Raw genomic sequence first — 16947 nt, forward strand, 5'->3', positions numbered from 1 at the left:
CACCAATCATTTTACGATAGATGTCAGGATTGTACGGAGATAACATTTTTGAAAGATAAATATCCTTACCATACTTTTTCCGTGCATATTCAAGAACATTCTGATTCCAGAATTTGGTGATCAGAAGATTGTACCCTGGTGAAGTTCCGTCATCAGGTGTATTGTTATCAATATAAGAATTGTTGTCTATATACTGTATGATAAAAAAAACTTTTCGGCTGGCTAAATCCTTTTTAGGAAGTTTTTGAACAATATGATCCAGTACCTTTTTATTAATCAGGTTATAGATTTCCTCAATATTTTGAATATCTGTATCGAATTTTTCCATATGAATTTGAGGGTCAAAACCAAATGTACAGGAAATTACAGGACATCCGTTGGAATGGGCAGGGCCTGGAACAGTGGGGCATCTATCATCTTTATCTAAAATTCCATCACCATCCGTATCTTCCCATGGGCAGCCTTTATTTTCTACAGGGCCGGGTACAGTGGAGCAGATATCATCTTTATCTATTACACCATCTTTATCAGAATCAGGCCACGGACAGCCAAGGTTATCTGTAGGACCAGATTCGGAGGGACATTGATCAAGGTAAAAAGGGATGCTGTCTTGATCTTCATCCGCAAGACATATCTTTTTATTGAATTCCTTTCGGCACTTTTTTAATAATTCTTTATCTTCAGTATTTTGAGCATAGGTATAAGTTCCTATAAATGCCAGCAAAAAAACGATTTTCTTCATAGTGAGTTAAAAATTATTCTGTATAAAATAAGCTGTCTGATTATTTTTTATTGGATTCCCATTGGCCATTTTTATATTCGTAGATTTTAGGGCTGGCAGAATTTACAATTTCAATTTTATAAGGGGTTATGAATTGTATATAGATAGGAATATAGTTTTCAGGTTTTTGGGAGGTTTTGGATGGAATGATGATACTGTTATTATTTTTATTAGAATATTGAAGAAGGTATTGAAAGGTGTCCTTGCCCATTAATTTTTCTAATTCAGGATTAAAATATTTATCAAAGTACATTCTTCTTATAAGAATTTCCTTGTTGTATTTTTTTGAGGCATATTCAAAGATATCTTTATTCCAAAATTTTGAAATCAGATAATTCTTGATCTTTGTAGGGTTGGGATCATCACAGCCGCCATCAGGTGCAAGAGAGAACTGGATATATCCGAAACTTATTCCAAAATTATTATTCAGCATATCTTTTTTACGAAGATTAAGAGCATCTTTCAGAATTCTTTTATTGAGAAGACTATATATTTTTCCAATATCTTGGTGTTCTGTCTGGAACTGCTCATATTTTATTTGTTGCTGTTTATAAAACTTTTCACAGTCATCTTGTTTGGTAGAAGGAGGGCAGCCATTGTTTTCCGGTACTCCGAATATTGTGGGACATGCATCATCCTTATCTAAAGTACCATCTTTATCTGTATCTGGCCATGGACAGCCATGGTTTTCTACAGGCCCTATTTCATTAGGACATTTATCAAGATAAAATAAAAGGCTGTCATTATCTTCATCCGAAAGACATATCTTTTTACTGAACTCCTTGTGGCACTTTTTGAAAGCTAACTTATCTTCTATATTCTGAGCCTGAACATAAGTTCCGGCAAATACCAGAAAAAAAATAATTTTACTCATGTTTGTTTAAATGGTTATCAGGATTAATGAATTTATTTTTTACCTGCAACCTTTCATGACTATAGGAGGACATCCGTTATTGTCCTGAACACCTCTTACTGTTGGGCAGGCATCGTCTTTATCCAAAACACCATCCCCGTCAGTGTCCAGCCAAGGGCATCCCTGATTTTCCTGAGGGCCAGCTATGTAAGGGCATTTGTCATCTTTGTCAATCACTAAATCTTTATCGGTGTCAGGCCATGGGCAGCCGTTATTTTCTACCGGACCCTCTTCTTTAGGGCATCTGTCGAGATAAAATAAAATACTGTCTTTATCTTCATCCGAAAGACAAATTTTTTTGTTAAATTCTTTGCGGCATTTTTTGAATGCTTCAGGGTTTTCAATACTTTGGGCATGAAAGCTTGTAACAGCAAATAAAAATAGAAGTAAAATTTTTCTCATATTCATAAAAAATCCTCAACCAAATTAATGAAAATAACTTAATTGAGGATTTTTATTATTGATGAGGTGAAGAATTAGATTTCAACGCCTAAATGAGCCAGTTCCTGCTTCAGATCTGTATCCGGCTGAATATGAATGGTATTGAATCCCAGCGCTTGTGCCATTTCGATATTCTTAGAATTATCATCAATGAAAACGGATTCTTCGGCATGGATGTTATACCTTTCCAGTAAAACGTGCCAGATTTTAGGATCCGGTTTAATGAGTTTTTCTGTTCCGGAAACCACAATTTTTCCATCAAAAAGTTGGAAGAAATCATAATTTTCCAATGCATAAGGAAATGTTTCAGCGGACCAGTTTGTTAATCCAAATAATTGATAATCTGTATTTTTAAGTTTTCTTAAAATATCAACATTCTGTGGGATGTCACTCTTCAGCATCACGGTCCAGTTATCATAAAAGGCTCTGATTTCTTTTTCCCATTCCGGAAATTTTTTCACCTGAATTTCAGTTCCTTCCAAAAGACTTCTTCCTCGGTCCTGCTCAATATTCCATTCATCCTGAGCGATGTTTTCCAGAAAATATTCCATTTTTTCATCATCCTTGAAATAATCTTTAAAGAAATACCTTGGATTCCAATCCATCAAAACTCCTCCGAAATCGAATATTATATTTTTAATTTTCATATTGATAGTTGTTGTTTATTTTTTGCTCAAACTTTATTCAGGTTTATAAAACACATACTGCTCATTTTCATAGTAAGCATGAATGTGCTGTAAACCATTTGTTAAAACAATTTCTTTAGCTCCGATAATAGAATTGTATCGGGCCGTTTGTTCAAATGTTTTTTCCGTTAATTTAATTTGCGGGGCCTTACATTCAATCAGAATTACCGGTTCTGTTTTTTCGGTTACTAAAAGATCAATTCTTTTGGTTAAACCATTGAGCACAATCTTTTTTTCGGTGATTAATGCCGATGTAGAGTAGGATTTTACAGTAAGATAATAATGTATCCAGTGCTGCCTTACCCATTCCTCAGGAGTGAGCAGAAGATAAGTTTTGCGAACCAAATCATAAATAAAAAACTTATCTTTGTCTTTCTTGAATTTAAAATCAAAAGTTTCCTGAAAATTCAGTTTTGGAAGTTCCATTAATAAGATGAAAGAATTAGATTTAATCCTCAAAAATATTAAAAATAAAGAAGTTTTACCTATTTATTTTTTCCACGGAGACGAAGCCTACTTTATTGATGTTGCCGTAAAAGCCCTTGAACATAACTTTTTGGAAGAGGATGAAAAAGCCTTTAATCAAACCGTTACATACGGAAAAGATACTTCTTATCAGGAAGTTCTTTCTCTGGCAAGACAGTTTCCTATGATGGGAGATAAACAGGTGATTATTGTAAAAGAGGCTCAGGATCTGAAGTTTAATGAGGAAGAAAACAGAATTCTGGATGCTTACGTTGAAAATCCCGTTCCTTCTACCGTATTGGTTTTTGCTCATAAACATAAAAAATTAGACAGCAGAAAAAAAGCAGCTAAAGCTTTAGATAAAGCCAATGCTCTTTTCCTTAGTGAATCTGTAAAGGAAAGCAACCTTCCGAAATGGATTTCCGATGAATGTATAAAGCTGAAAATTAAAACAGCTCCCAATATTTCTCATCTTTTAGCAGAATATCTTGGGAACGATCTTTCAAGAATTGCCAATGAACTGAATAAGCTGAAGATTATCCTTAAAGAAGGAGAAGTTCTGGACGGAACTATTGTTGAAAACCATATCGGGATCAGTAAAGAGTACAATATTTTCGAACTTCAGAAAGCTTTAGGAACAAAAAATGCCAATGCAGCCTTTAAAATTGCCCATTTCATGGGTAAAAATCCCAAGAATAATCCTTTTGTGATGATGCTGGCAAGTCTTTATAACTATTTCTCCAATGTGATTATTTATCAGACAATGGCAGGCCAGCCGCCGCAAACCATAGCTTCTCAAATGGGAGTGAATCCTTATTTTGTTAAAGATTATGCAGAGAGTGCAAGATTATATCCTTTAAAACATGCCACAAGAGTCATTTCTATCCTGAGAGAGTTTGATATGAAAGGAAAAGGTCTTGGAGCGGTGAATATGGGAGAAGCAGAACTCATTAAGGAACTGGTGTATAAAATTATCAATGTAGATAAGATTAAAATGAAGGTCTAATTCCATGGTTGAGGATTGGAAAGTAGAAGATTGATGCCGGGGGAATTGGTGAAATGGATGAGATAAGAGACGAATAGATAATAGGCAGGGGAGCGAGTCTTAAAAATTAATTGTAAGCTTTAAACCTTGTATCTCGTACTCTAAACGCACATCTCGTAGCTTCATTGACAATCGGCATATCTCTTATTGACAACTATCATTAAAATAACTTTAAAAAGCCGACAAAAATTACGAAATTAGCAGTCTTAATTTAATTACATCTTTTTTCGAACAAGTAAATTATGGAGCAAAATATTTTAGATTGTGTGATCGTTGGATCTGGACCTTCTGGTTTCACAGCTGCTATCTACGCAGCAAGAGCAGACTTAAAACCTGAATTGTATACAGGTTTGGAGCCGGGCGGACAATTAACTACAACTACTGAGGTTGATAACTTTCCAGGATATCCAGCAGGGATTACAGGCCCTGAAATGATGATGGATCTGCAAAAGCAGGCAGAAAGATTTGAAACTAAAGTACATTACGAAATGATCACTAAAGCTGAATTCTCAAAAGAAGTTGGCGGTGTTCACAAATTATACGCTGGAAATAAAGAGATTTTGGCTAAAACTGTGATTATTTCTACAGGAGCAACAGCAAAATATTTAGGTCTTGAAGACGAGAAAAAATATGCAGGAGGTGGAGTTTCCGCTTGTGCTACTTGTGACGGATTTTTCTACAGAGGAAAAGATGTAGTGGTGGTAGGAGCTGGAGATACAGCAGCTGAAGAAGCTACTTATCTTGCTAAACTTTGCAGAAAGGTAACATTATTAGTGAGAAAAGATGTTTTCAGAGCTTCAAAAGCAATGGTACACAGAGTAGAAAATACTCCAAATATTGAAGTGAAGTTTCACCATGAACTGATTGGAATTGAAGGAGAAAACAGCTTAGTAGAAAGAGCAGTAATTATCAATAACCAGACTCAGGAAAAATCTACTGTAGATGTTGAAGGAATCTTCATTGCTATTGGTCACAAACCAAATACAGATATCTTCGTAGGTCAGGTAGATCTTGATGAAAACGGATATATCATAACTGAAAAAGGTTCTTCAAGAACAAATCTTCCAGGAGTTTTTGCTGCTGGTGATGTTCAGGATCATATTTACAGACAAGCTATTACAGCTGCGGGAAGCGGATGTATGTCAGCAATGGATGCAGAAAAATATTTAGCTGAATTACACTAATTATTTAGCTTTCAATTATACAAAGCGTACCCAATGGGTGCGCTTTTTTGTTATTAATAACGAAGTGCTTTGGTTGGAAAACGCGAAGGGGGCACAAAGAATTAATAATATAGATTGCTTTTAAGGTGCAATAGAATCAAAGATTCTCAGTCAAGAAAATACTTTCAAATGATTATCCTTTCTAAGAAAATTATTCGTGCATCCGTGGCTATTATAAAAGTATATTCTAGCAGTATACAATTTTATCGAAGATAAAATCCTTGCGCCTTAAAACATACGCTTTCGCTTTATTTTGCGTCTTTGCGATTTCCAACGATATAAACTTATGAATGATTTGTTGGAAATCGCAAAGGCGCAAAGAATTAATAGTGTAGATTGCTTTTAAGGTGCAAGAGAATCAAAGATTCTCAGTCAAGAAAATACTTTCAAATGATTATCCTTTCTAAGAAAATTATTCGTGCATCCGTGGCTATTATAAAAGTATATTCTAGCAGTATACAATTTTATCGAAGATAAAATCCTTGCGCCTTAAAATATACGCTTTCCTTCATTTTGCGCCTTTGCGATTTCCAACGATATAAACTTATGAATGATTTGTTGGAAATCGCAAAGGCGCAAAGAATTAATAGTGTAGATTGCTTTTAAGGTGCAAGAGAATCAAAGATTCTCAGTCAAGAAAATACTTTCAAATGATTATCCTTTCTAAGAAAATTATTCGTGCATCCGTGGCTATTATAAAAGTATATTCTAGCAGTATACAATTTTATCGAAGATAAAATCCTTGCGTCTTAAAACATACGCTTTCGCTTAATTTTGTGCCTTTGCGATTTCCAACGCTGTAAACTTATTAATCCTTCAAACAAAGTAGAGTAATGTAATGAAAACATTAATATATTTGTGAAGTTTCAAAATGACTGAATATAAAACTTAGTAAAACAATAGGCATGAAAAAAGTAACCGCAATTGGAGGTATTTTCTTTAAATGTAAAGATACAGAACAGGTAAACGATTGGTATAAAACCCATCTTGGTGTAGAAACCAGTCCATACGGAGCCAAATTTGACTGGAGAGAAGCAGAATCTGATAAAAAAGGATATACACTATGGAGTCCGTTTAAAGAATCTACCCAATATTTTGAACCTTCAGAAAAGGATTTTATGATCAATTACCACGTGGCAGATATTGAAGCCTTGGTAGAGGAACTTAAGAAAGAAGGTGTTACAATCTTGGATGAAATTGCAACGTATGAATATGGGAAATTTGTTCATATTATGGATCCTGAAGGAAATAAAATTGAACTGTTTGAGCCGGCAGGAGAGTAGAAGCCTGTTATATCATAAAATAGAAACTGTTTCTGAGTGAAACAGTTTTTTTGTTTTTAGGAATTTCAATCTATTGTGAAGTAATAAACCATTGCGTATATTTGATGGTTAGTGATATTTTACGAAAAATCATTGTAAAAGAAAATGCAGGAAATTTTTAAAACATTCAGACCCAAAAGCTCCATTGTCAGCAAGTATGTGGAGTATTATTATCTGGACATTAAAAATAATAATGTGCTCTATGAATTTGAATGTTTTCCGCACTTCAATAACTCAATTTCACTTTATAAATCTCATATCCGGTTAGAAACTAAAGAGGTGATTTATGATGAAACAGCAAAACCGTGTCAGATTTTCACGCCCGTTCGGGAAAAAGTTCTGCATGTAAGACAATCTGGAAAAGTGTATCGGATTGTAGTTGTATTTAACCCTTTGGGAATTCAACAGTTCTATGAGAACTTAGATTTTTCCGATTATATTACAGATTACGAATTTTTTACTCAGGATGAATTAAACGAAATCTTTTCCACCACAGAAACCGACATTCATACAAGCCTATTGGACAGTTTTCTTGAGAAAAGATTCAAGCCTTTTGAACATTCCATTCTTGAAAAATCCATTCATTATATTTTCAATCATTACGAAGATTTTTCTGTTGAAGAAGTTTCTAAAGAGCTTGGTGTCAGCAGACAGCATTTAAACCGGCTTTTTCAGGCTCATTTAGGAGTTTCTGTTAAGAAATTCAATGAAATTGTTCTTTTCAGACAAACCATCAAGGAGAAACTTTTTGAAAATCCAGACCGCAGCTTTACAGAACTGGCTTACGAGTTTAATTTCAACGATCAGTCCCATTTCAATAAGACGTATAAAAACCTTACTAAAAACTCTCCGAAATCTTTTTTCTCAAAGGGAACGGTTCTGGGGCAGGAAGATACTTTCTGGCATTTACTGCCTTCCATCATCATGTTCCATTTTTACAATTTTTTCTAATTTTCTCTTGTTAGTTTTGTCTCATAAATTGTATTGATGAAATATGATAATGATGCTACTGATTCTTTTTAGTTTTTAGTAGATCAACCGATAAGGATTATTATCCGCTAAACGCAAATGATGATTTTTCAAGACTGATGAATGAAATACAGACTGATTACCCAGGATTTCGTTTTAGTGGATTGGCACATTGGTTTCCTCAGTTTGATGAAACTATATTTTGACAAAAAAATAAACTATAACCATGAATACTTACTTGAGAATTTTTTAAATACTCAGGACCGGGAGCAAGTCTGGATTAATTATATTGATATAAAAATATAATACCTCTATTGATTTCCGTGAAAGTAAAAACCTGTTTCGAAAGAAACAGGTTTTGTTTTTATGTATATTGAAACCTCATTACTCTAAAATATAGATTTTCTTTTCCTTAAGATTAAAGCCCAGTTTCTTACCCAGCCAGTTAATACTTGTTTTTCCCTCGTAAATTAATCCCTCAACGAAAAGAACATTAGGTTTTTCCACTTTTGCAAACGAATTGGAAACAGTGTTTACACTTCCTTTGTAGAACTTATTGGTAATTGCCGGATTGAACTCACTTTTCTTTTCAATAAGTTGAAGCCCTTCTTTTTTAATGCCTAAAGTACTCATAAGACGCTCGCTCAACCAGAAAGAATCATTACCAGCTCCAGAATCCAGAAGAACATTGATCTTGATATCGTTTACATTAATATAAGTGGTGATATCCAGAGACTGGTCTGCATTGGTAGATAATTGGATATCTAGAACTTTCTTTCCGCTTAATTTCTCTTTTGGAAATACAATTTCTTTAGTGGTATAATCTATAATGAACTCTATATCATAAAGCATCGGCAGGGAGATAAGTCCATCAATTCCCTTGATCTCCATGGTATGGGTAGCGTACCAAGTGTCTTTAAATTTTTTCCCGTTAAAAACAATCTCTTTTGATTTGAACATGGGTACAGTCATCTGTTCTCCGGTAGCACGAAAAGCAGTAAGAAAGTTATAAGATTCCTTTTGGCTAAGGTCTTTGTAGAAATTGCCCAGAAAAAGATTAACACCACCACCGGTATCAAGAATGAAATTTCCTTTTTTACCTTCTACTTCTGCCTGTACAATAAGATGACCTGATGGTAATATATTGATGGGTGATTTTTGTGCGAATGCAGTTGCTGAATATAGAAATACAGATGCGGTAAGGATTGATTTTTTTAATGATTGATTGAACATTGATAGTGTAGTTATTGTTTTTAATACCATTCATCATTAATTGATGAATGTTGCAAATATAATGTATTCTTAAAGTAAAGCAGAAAACCTAAATGTTTATAAGAACTTTTATACTCTCTGGTGCTTCTTGAGGGGCTGGTGATACTTGTTGAACGGTCTCTACGTACTTACTAAAGCCCCTGAAGGCTGTTTCTATACTGTCTTCAGCCATTTCAGAAGAGGATAACACCCCTTATGGAAGTGGTTTTACCCCCTTGGGTAAGGGGGTATCGGGACTTCTGAAGCCCCTCCGAATACTTATAGAAGTGTTGAGAGAGGGTTATGGAAAAGGGTAGCGGCTTTTTGGGCTATACTAAAAGAGAAACGGCTGCCATTTGGCAGCCGTTTCTGTATATTTTTGCAAAGATTATTTCTTTTTTAATTTAGCATTTTCAGCTTTTAAAATATCAATTTGTTCCTTCAGAAGATTAATATATTCCTGTTGATTTTCTAATAGATAAGTTGGAATATTGCAATATTGATTGTAGTTTCCAGATTGATTATTTGTACTACTGTCATTAAAAGTAAGATTCTGTACCACTGTTGCAGATTTCTCTTCTTTAATTTCTTCTACGGCCACATCTAAGGCTTTAGCCAGTTTTTCCCATTCCTCATCATATATTTTAACATCTCCATTCTCTTTTCTGCTGTAGTTGGAGACATCGGTTGCGAGAATATCAGCAATCTGTTGCTGTGTATAACCTTTCTGTTTTCTTATACTTTTTAGTTTTTCCATTACCATAGCGGTGTGCTTTTTACAAATATAGAAAAAATAGCGGTAAGAGGTAAGAGGATAAAATTATTTCTTGACCTCAACCGCTATTTTTTTGTTGTGAATATCCTTCAAACTGTGATACGTCCCAACATACTACTTGTTGTTCAGGAATGGAAAGGAGTTGTTAGTACCCTTCAAATTGTGATATGTCCCAACACGATCCTAAAACACAAATGATTATTGTGAATTGTGAATACCCTTCAAATTGTGATATATCCCAACTTGATTATTAGTTTTAAATCCGTAGCAGGTTGTGAATACCCTTCAAAATATGATACGTCTCAACTGCAAAGGCTCAGATCTTACCGAGGATATTGTTGTTAGCACCCTTAAAACTGTGGTACTTCCCAACATTACTAGCACATGGAGGGGATCCAAAAGAGTTGTAATTATCCATAAAACTGTGACATTTCCCAACTCAATTCCAGAGATAAAAGAAAAGATTGAGGTTGTTAGTACCTTTCAAATTATGATACGTCCCAACTAAGTAACTCTTTGCAACAAATTGCAATGCGTTGTTAGTACCTCTCAAATTATAATACGTCTCAACCGGTTTTTACACCGCAATTTATATAATCCCGTTGTGAGTACCCCCTCAAATTGTGATACGTCTCAACTTGATAAGAGTTGTGCCCATTGACACCACTATGTTGTTAGTACTCTTCAAATTATGATATGTCTCAACAAACATGATGCTAACATATAGGTAATATGTGTTGTTAATATCCATCAAACTGTGATACGTCCCAACTTTACGTCAAATTTTAAAAAATATAACAATGTTGTTAACCCCCTTCAAATTGTGATACATCCCAACCAATATCAATTCGTAATTGCTAAACTTGATTGTTGTTAGTACCCTTCAAACTGTGATATGTCCCAACCCGCTTTACAACTACTGTGCAATTTTTGAAGTTGTTAGTACCCTTCAAACTGTGATATGTCCCAACAAAAAAAGTGATTAGAATAATGCCATCTGGGTTGTTAGTACCCTTCAAACTGTGATATGTCCCAACCTTCTATTAACGAGCAATTTAATTTTATCTGTTGTGAGTATACCTCAAATTGCTATACGTCCCAATAAAGCCTTTTAGAAAATAGAAATATAAATGTTGTTAGTAATCTTCAAATGGTACAATGTTTTCCAACATTATTTATTGTCTGTTTTTTTTTTATAATATTTATATGTTAATTTCAAAGATCATTAAAATAATAAACTAGCTATTGTCTTTCAGTTTTTGAACAGCTAATTTTATCAAGTTCAGGTATAGTTCTGCTACAGTATTATTTTGTATTTCCGGATAGTTTTTCCTGATGAAATTGTAAAACTGTATTTCCGGCAATTGGTTATGAGCAAACTGGTTTCTAATCAGTATGACCAGAAAAAGGAGCTGTACCATTTCAGATTTTGTTTCAAGTACTTCAGAAGGAAGCGTTTTAAAGTCATTTTCCTTAAGGCTTTCAAGCCAAAAGTCTTCGTCTTCCTTATAGAGATTAATGTTTTTTCTTAGAATGCCATTCACTAAATACATTTTGAAGTTAGGATGCCGGGTATTCTTTTGGTCTTCCATTTCGAATTCTCTGGGATGGTTTATCCCATCCCAAGACCAGTTGGATAGGATCTGCAACTCCAGATTCTGAATTTCTTTAAAAAGCTTTTCTCTTCGGATTACTTCATAGGAGTTTTCACCTATAGAAAGTTCTCTTTCCAATTGTTCTTTATTCCAGATCTTATTTTTGTCATAAGATAATAGCTTTGAAGCTTTACTTTCTTCATCATCAAGTACAAAGCGATTAAATTTTCCTATGTCTTTAAGTTTAATAGCAGGTTCGTAGATTTGTTTGCTTCTAAATGCTATTGTTTTGCTCCAAATAAAGTCGTCTTTTATAATGTTTGGGCTGTTGTCACCTTCTTCTCTCAGGCTTTGTGCAAGAGCAATTCTTTCTTTTTCTGCTCTTTCTTCCTGTGTCAAATAAAACTCATCGAGCGAAAGCGTTGTTGGATAGTTGAACACATTTTCAAATAGTTTTTCCGCAATCCTTTTCAGAAACAGATCTTGTATTTTTATTTTTTTTATTTTCAGATCCTGTTTTAGTTTTATAAGGTCTAGCTGGCTTTCTCTGTTATAGTATATACTGTTCTTTGCAAAACTATTACCTTTTTGTAGTTCACTATCCAAAAGCTCATTATAGTCTCTTTCCCAGCCATAGAAATGCTGGAAGACATGTTCTGTTTTGTATCCATAGCTATACCATTCAGCAAAAAGCTCAGGATTTTCAGTTACTTTTACTCCTTTTATAAATGTAGGGTTGTTGTCAAACAAACCTCTGGAGAAAACAAGAGGTTTAGATAAAACTTTATTTTTTTCTGTTTCTAAATCTTTTAATATATAGTGCCTTTTCGGAAACAGATCTGCGGGCATTTGCTGTTTTATAAATTTGCGAAGAAACTTAGTGTTATGAGTATGTTGTTTTATATTTCCAGCCAGTTCAGAAAAATATTTAACTCGTTTCATTAGATAATTTTTATAAAACTTCTCAAAGTGGTTGTTTTCTAAAAAACTATTCATAACCCAATTGTTCCAATAGGAACTTCCATCTGAGGTATCCCATCCTTCTTTCAGAAGTAGAAATGCTTCTTGTGGTCTTTTTTCAAAATATGCAAGAGATTGTTGTAACTGGCTATGCTGGTAGCCTTTCCAGTTTTTTCTTTGCTCTGCAGGCATAAAACGTTTAATATCATCAGCCAACCATGCGGCTATACGGCCAAGGTCACTATTAGAAAAAATAGACCTCTGAGGTGTATTTCTTCTCTGTTCCTTTTTAGCTTTCAGTCGTTTTTCTTCAATAGAACTTAGCTTAGTTTCAGTGTTTTCAATTTCTCTTTCTATTAAAAGAGAAAGTTTTTCTGCATTTAAGGCTTCCTGCCCTTTTGCAGTAGTGTTGTTTCTTAGTCTTTTGCTTATTTGTGAGGCCGGAGCAGGAGTTTCAGGATCGTAATTTTTTATTTTTTCAAATCTTTCTGTCAGTTTGTTTTTTATAATCAGCTCTATATCTTTCGGTGTGGCTCCTTTTTCTAGTATTTGATAGAGTAGTGCCGGGATTTCGTTAAGAGATAATAAGGCAAGAGGCTCATCTATTCTGAGCTTATCTTTACCTTTTGCCTCTTTGTAAATCATGCTTACAATATTATACTTACTTATTTTTCCTTTCCTTTTTTGCAATTCTTCCGGCTGTTCTTTTCGCCTTTTATCTTTGAAAAGTTCAATCCCTTTTTTTGTAGCTTCATCAGCTAATACATGTATTGGAACATTGTTGTCTATAAATATATAAGAAGGATTTGGAAAAATTTCCCATCCATTACTATCATTTGGTAGTTCTAATTGTTCTTTTATGTAATCTGCTTTAAGGTTACTTATATTTGAAAGTCTGCCAAAAACTTTTATTCTGTCTTTTACAATTCTTTCTGTCTGGAAGCCTGTTCCGTTTATATGTTTTACCCTTCTGTCATGAACATAATTTCCAACATGAACCTGAAATTTCAGTGAAGTAGAACTCAAATATTCATCTAAAAATCTTATAGCGAAGTAATTAAATTTATTTTCATAACGTTTTCTGATGACAGGATGAATGACTTTAGAATCTTCAAGGCTGAGATCTGCATTTCCTTCTTTCATGTATTCATTAATGTCCTCTAGAAATTTTTCTTTTGTTTTTGAATCAAAAGCAGAATAGACTTCATCCGGAACCTTACTTAGCTCATCAATGATTTGTATAAGTAAAGTTTCTTCATGAAACTCTGTAGAAAGCTTTTGTTTTATGCCTTTAAAACATAGATAAGAGAAAACCCAATGGGTCGCCATAAATTTCAAACCACTTATTTGTTCTTCTCCTTGTTTTATAATTTTTGCTTTAAAGCCTTTTACTCTGCTTTTTAAATCTTCAGTTTCTTTTCTTTCCAGAAACATACTTAGTAAAAACAAAATGCTATTTTGTGAGAGAGATATGCCATTTTCTGCAGGATCTGGTTCAGAATAGGAAGATTGATAAAGGCGTGAAGGTTTAACGTTTTCTCCGTCTCTATAAATTAGATGATTGAAAGCGGCGTTGAAAACCCCATTTCTGATAGCTGTTTCATCTGTAAGTGATACTCTTTTCCCTTGTGCCTTAAGTTCTTTTAATCTTTCAATCTGTTGTTGGTATCTGATGTCGTATTCTTCCGAAAGATTTTTATTAAGAAGCTGCTGCGTCTTATCATCCTTTTTTTTGAGCTTCTTGATTTCACTGGTGGTTTTTACGAAAATATCATCAAGTAGTTCAAACAATTCAGAAGGAAATTCTATTGATTTATGATAATAATGAGTGTAGAAGTTTCTTAGTTCGGAAATAGTCTTTAGAAGTAGAGCAAACTTTTTTTTGAAACCTGCTTTATCATTATCGGAGGTTAAAAAGCCTATTACAGGAAAATGTATTCTTAGAAACTTGTTTTTTTTCTGGAAATCTGAATCTGCATCGTTGTCTTTAAAACATATATCTAGAAACTGAGCTATGTTTATGTCTTTATCTTTTCTTTCCGGGAAGAATTTTATTATAAACGCTTTAATAACGTTATCTATATTGTTTTGTGCAAGGTTGAAGAATCCACCGAAAAAGTATTTATCCTGAAGTTTTGTATGATCGTAGTAAATGCCCAAGCCAGTCTGAGTTTTTTCCATTGGTGTTTTTAGTTTATTATTAAAATTTCCCCAATATAAGAATTAATGGGAAGACAAGAAAACGGGAAACCGGAATAAGTAATTGCTGTTTGTGTTTTTATGATCTTGTCATAAGGCAAGCCGAACAACAAATCAATTTAATAGCTTTACTCAACCAATTGAAACAAAAAGGATTAAATATGAGCATCCCATTTGAAGCAGGAATTAATATCGCCATTAAAATTCCGAAAAGTAAATATGAGAAGACCGTAGCTTTTTACAGAGATGTTTTAAAATTACCTGTGGAAGAAAAGAAAATTAATAACCCTACAGTCTCCAGAACCCATGAAGTGAAGTTCGGGAACAATATCATCTGGTTAGACTGTGTGGATAATTACACGCATTCAGAAACCTGGTTACAGCTTACCGTTCCTAATGTTGAAGAAGCAACACAATATCTGCAATTGAATGGAGTAGAGACCTGTGATGAAATTGAAGAGCTTCCGGAAAATATGCACTGGATTACAGATCCGGCAGGTACGGTGTTTAATGTACAAAAAACTCCATTCTGAGATAAAAATCAGATGTCTTACAAATACAAGAAAAACCTACTGTAATGAGTAGGTTTTGTTTTTATAAAAGAAGAAAATTTTTATGTTTTAATACCTTTCCAAGTCAGAAAAACTTAGATCCTGAATGTTGGGTAAGGCTTTTATTTTAATCTTTTGAGTTTTTTTAATGGTTTGGCGTATAGGTGATTCGATTGTATTATTTATCGCTCACCTAAAGGGATATCTATTAATCTCTCTTGTTTCATTGTAAACTCAGCTTCGTTAATCGGTTTATATACCACTTCAGCACTCACGGGATACTTTGCAAGAAGACTTTTGGGCCGGATAGGACGTTTTTCTAATCCGCCGCCGCAGTTTGGGCAAACATTTTTAAAAATTTGGTCAACACAATCTTTACAAAAAGTACATTCAAATGTACATATCATGGCTTCAGGGGAATCATAAGGTAAGGGTTTCTGGCAATTTTCGCAGCTGGTTCTGATCTCTAACATGTATTGAGTAGGTATGATTATTTGAAATACGAATTTAACTTAAATTTGGGAGAGATAAAGGTATTTTTGTGAATATTGGTTTTGTTTATTCTGATGAATCCCTATGAGTTGTATAGCTAAGTTTATTCCCAAGCAATACTACCCAAAGTATCTTACTTGAGCGCTGCAACAAATCTCCTCATTTCATCAAGAGTTCCAATGGTTATTCTTGTCCATTTTCCGTCTTCCTCATAAATTCTTGTTCCTTGAATCTTGTTCTTTTCCAAATTCCCAAAGTAGTCTTTTGGATAGTTTAGCAGGGAAAAATATAAGAAATTTGTACCTGAAGGAATACATTTGATATTCAGATTAGTTAGTTCTGTGATGGTGAATTTTCTCACATTTTCATTCAGTACATAGCAGTCATTAATAAATTTGTCATCTTTTATAGAAGCTATTGCAGCTAATTTTGATAAAACGCTTACACTATTATTGGTATTGGATTGTAGATTTCTTAATGTATCCAAGAGGCTTGAGTCAGCAACCGCATAGCCAATTCTAGCGCCTGCCAGGCCATGAATTTTTGAAAATGTTTTGACTATAATCAGATTGGGGATTGACTTAATAAGTTCAGTGAGTGTTTTTTCTTTTGTATATTCCAAGTAAGCTTCATCAACTAAAATGGTAACATTTCTGGGAGTCTTTTTTATAAGGGTAACAAGCTGATCTCTTTCGCAGATGGTTCCTGTGGGATTGTTGGGATTGCAGATGTAAATGAGTTTTGTATCTTGATTGATAGAGTCAAACATTTTTGATAAATCAATTTTTTTATCCGCTGTTAATGCTACTTTTATTTTATGGACTCCAAGATTATCCATTGTTTTTGTCCAATAGTCATAACTGGGATCAGCTATAACATAATTCGATTTTTCTGCTGCAATATATTTCGCAACCAAATCCAAGATTTCCGTTGAGCCTGCACCAAGCAAAATATTATTTTCTTCTACACTATTTTTCTTTGCCAATTCAGCGATTAATTCTGGTGCAATATCCCAATTATATCTGTTGGTTAACTTAATATTGTTTGAAATAGCTTTTAAAGCAAGAGGCGATGGTCCGTAAGGATTTTCATTTGAGCGCAGAATAATAGGTAAGTTGTTGTTGTCTTGCTCCTGAAATAAAATAGAATTTGTAATGGCATTCACTTGTAAGGTGGGAATACTTGCACCAACAATGCCAAGACCAATTTGTTTCAGCCAAACTCTTCGATTTGTTTTCATATCATGGATTTTATGTTTTTTTAAATGGTGACTAATGGA

General features: G+C 33.9%; 12 protein-coding genes and 3 pseudogenes. 5 read left to right on the plus strand and 10 right to left on the minus strand.

The annotated features are described in order from the left end of the window. Positions 1–367 precede the first annotated feature (367 nt). From BLS98_RS23530 to BLS98_RS03180, 5 genes and pseudogenes are all read right to left on the minus strand, one after another. Positions 368–622, minus strand: a pseudogene (locus tag BLS98_RS23530) (thrombospondin type 3 repeat-containing protein); the annotation flags it as partial. A 727-nt stretch (positions 623–1349) separates the two neighbouring features. After that, positions 1350–1535, minus strand: a pseudogene (locus BLS98_RS23535) (OmpA family protein); the annotation flags it as partial. Positions 1536–1721: 186 nt separating this feature from the next. Further along, positions 1722–1976: pseudogene (locus BLS98_RS23540) on the minus strand (thrombospondin type 3 repeat-containing protein); the annotation flags it as partial. 194 nt (positions 1977–2170) lie between these two features. Then, a complete protein-coding gene (locus tag BLS98_RS03175) occupies positions 2171–2782 on the minus strand; it encodes an HAD family hydrolase (RefSeq protein ID WP_089733518.1) in 612 nt (203 codons plus the stop codon). 33 nt (positions 2783–2815) lie between these two features. Beyond that, positions 2816–3247, minus strand: a complete 432-nt coding sequence (locus BLS98_RS03180; RefSeq protein WP_089733520.1) for a type I restriction enzyme HsdR N-terminal domain-containing protein — start codon at positions 3245–3247, stop codon at positions 2816–2818. A 7-nt stretch (positions 3248–3254) separates the two neighbouring features. Here BLS98_RS03180 and holA point away from each other — a divergent pair, with 7 nt between their 5' ends. From holA to BLS98_RS03200, 4 genes are all read left to right on the plus strand, one after another. Beyond that, positions 3255–4292 carry a DNA polymerase III subunit delta gene (gene holA / locus BLS98_RS03185; RefSeq protein ID WP_089733522.1) on the plus strand — a complete coding sequence of 346 codons (1038 nt, stop codon included), beginning with the start codon at positions 3255–3257 and terminating at the stop codon, positions 4290–4292. 281 nt (positions 4293–4573) lie between these two features. Beyond that, on the plus strand, positions 4574–5515 hold the full coding sequence (gene trxB / locus BLS98_RS03190; protein ID WP_089733523.1) for a thioredoxin-disulfide reductase: 942 nt from the start codon (positions 4574–4576) through the stop codon (positions 5513–5515). Positions 5516–6459: 944 nt separating this feature from the next. Next, a complete protein-coding gene (locus tag BLS98_RS03195; RefSeq protein WP_089733525.1) occupies positions 6460–6837 on the plus strand; it encodes a VOC family protein in 378 nt (125 codons plus the stop codon). A gap of 144 nt (positions 6838–6981) precedes the next feature. After that, the gene (locus BLS98_RS03200) at positions 6982–7827 is read left to right on the plus strand and encodes a helix-turn-helix domain-containing protein (protein ID WP_089733527.1); all 846 of its coding nucleotides are present in this window, start codon (positions 6982–6984) and stop codon (positions 7825–7827) included. Positions 7828–8229: 402 nt separating this feature from the next. Here the strand turns inward: BLS98_RS03200 and BLS98_RS03210 are convergent, their stop codons facing one another. The 3 genes from BLS98_RS03210 to cas13b form a co-directional block, all read right to left on the minus strand. Then, positions 8230–9078, minus strand: a complete 849-nt coding sequence (locus BLS98_RS03210) for a pepsin/retropepsin-like aspartic protease family protein (protein WP_139166067.1) — start codon at positions 9076–9078, stop codon at positions 8230–8232. Between the two features lie 406 nt (positions 9079–9484). Further along, entirely contained in the window at positions 9485–9853 is a 369-nt protein-coding gene (locus tag BLS98_RS03215) for a helix-turn-helix domain-containing protein (protein ID WP_317040603.1), read from the minus strand. A gap of 1256 nt (positions 9854–11109) precedes the next feature. Beyond that, positions 11110–14607, minus strand: a complete 3498-nt coding sequence (gene cas13b, locus BLS98_RS03220) for a type VI-B CRISPR-associated RNA-guided ribonuclease Cas13b (RefSeq protein WP_089733535.1) — start codon at positions 14605–14607, stop codon at positions 11110–11112. Between the two features lie 179 nt (positions 14608–14786). Here cas13b and BLS98_RS03225 point away from each other — a divergent pair, with 179 nt between their 5' ends. Then, the gene (locus BLS98_RS03225) at positions 14787–15158 is read left to right on the plus strand and encodes a VOC family protein (protein WP_089733537.1); all 372 of its coding nucleotides are present in this window, start codon (positions 14787–14789) and stop codon (positions 15156–15158) included. 200 nt (positions 15159–15358) lie between these two features. On the opposite strand, the gene BLS98_RS03230 is transcribed toward BLS98_RS03225, so the two are convergent. Both BLS98_RS03230 and BLS98_RS03235 read right to left on the minus strand, forming a co-directional pair. Next, complete coding sequence (locus tag BLS98_RS03230; protein WP_089733538.1) at positions 15359–15649, minus strand: DUF1272 domain-containing protein; 291 nt, start codon at positions 15647–15649, stop codon at positions 15359–15361. 152 nt (positions 15650–15801) lie between these two features. Further along, on the minus strand, positions 15802–16908 hold the full coding sequence (locus tag BLS98_RS03235; protein WP_089733540.1) for a pyridoxal phosphate-dependent aminotransferase: 1107 nt from the start codon (positions 16906–16908) through the stop codon (positions 15802–15804). Between the last annotated feature and the right edge of the window lie 39 nt (positions 16909–16947).

Origin of the sequence: Chryseobacterium jejuense (genome assembly GCF_900100075.1) — a bacterium.
Lineage (GTDB): Bacteria > Bacteroidota > Bacteroidia > Flavobacteriales > Weeksellaceae > Chryseobacterium > Chryseobacterium jejuense.

Excerpts from the sequence above, each read along its gene's own strand:
- BLS98_RS03175 (WP_089733518.1), bottom strand. The coding sequence starts at position 2,782 with ATGAAAATTAAAAATATAATATTCGATTTCGGAGGAGTTTTGATGGAT.
- BLS98_RS03180 (WP_089733520.1), bottom strand. The coding sequence starts at position 3,247 with ATGGAACTTCCAAAACTGAATTTTCAGGAAACTTTTGATTTTAAATTC.
- holA (WP_089733522.1), top strand. The coding sequence starts at position 3,255 with ATGAAAGAATTAGATTTAATCCTCAAAAATATTAAAAATAAAGAAGTT.
- trxB (WP_089733523.1), top strand. The coding sequence starts at position 4,574 with ATGGAGCAAAATATTTTAGATTGTGTGATCGTTGGATCTGGACCTTCT.
- BLS98_RS03195 (WP_089733525.1), top strand. The coding sequence starts at position 6,460 with ATGAAAAAAGTAACCGCAATTGGAGGTATTTTCTTTAAATGTAAAGAT.
- BLS98_RS03200 (WP_089733527.1), top strand. The coding sequence starts at position 6,982 with ATGCAGGAAATTTTTAAAACATTCAGACCCAAAAGCTCCATTGTCAGC.
- BLS98_RS03210 (WP_139166067.1), bottom strand. The coding sequence starts at position 9,078 with ATGTTCAATCAATCATTAAAAAAATCAATCCTTACCGCATCTGTATTT.
- BLS98_RS03215 (WP_317040603.1), bottom strand. The coding sequence starts at position 9,853 with ATGGAAAAACTAAAAAGTATAAGAAAACAGAAAGGTTATACACAGCAA.
- cas13b (WP_089733535.1), bottom strand. The coding sequence starts at position 14,607 with ATGGAAAAAACTCAGACTGGCTTGGGCATTTACTACGATCATACAAAA.
- BLS98_RS03225 (WP_089733537.1), top strand. The coding sequence starts at position 14,787 with ATGAGCATCCCATTTGAAGCAGGAATTAATATCGCCATTAAAATTCCG.
- BLS98_RS03230 (WP_089733538.1), bottom strand. The coding sequence starts at position 15,649 with ATGTTAGAGATCAGAACCAGCTGCGAAAATTGCCAGAAACCCTTACCT.
- BLS98_RS03235 (WP_089733540.1), bottom strand. The coding sequence starts at position 16,908 with ATGAAAACAAATCGAAGAGTTTGGCTGAAACAAATTGGTCTTGGCATT.